At 53.9% G+C, this 232-nt stretch carries 1 rRNA gene; it reads left to right on the top strand.

Annotated features, from left to right (window positions below):
* Position 1: 1 nt before the first annotated feature.
* Positions 2-232 (top strand): 23S ribosomal RNA (locus ACPYOJ_RS37035); the annotation flags it as partial.

Below are 232 nucleotides of genomic sequence, written 5' to 3'. Positions count from 1 at the left end.
GCCTAGGCTTTCAGAGGCGAAGAAGGACGTGGTAAGCTGCGAAAAGCTCGGGGGATTGGCACACACGAATTGATCCCGAGATGTCCGAATGGGGCAACCCGGCTGGTTGAAGACCAGTCACCTCGCAAGAGGAGCAAACCCGGAGAACTGAAACATCTAAGTACCCGGAGGAAAAGAACTGTCTCTTATACACATCTGACGCTGCCGACGACTAGTCGAGTGTAGATCTCGG

The organism is Rhizobium sp. SVR5-9E (assembly GCF_056755095.1).
The sequence above is the reverse complement of the archived record's forward strand: the minus strand, read 5'-3'. Positions and strand labels throughout refer to the sequence as shown.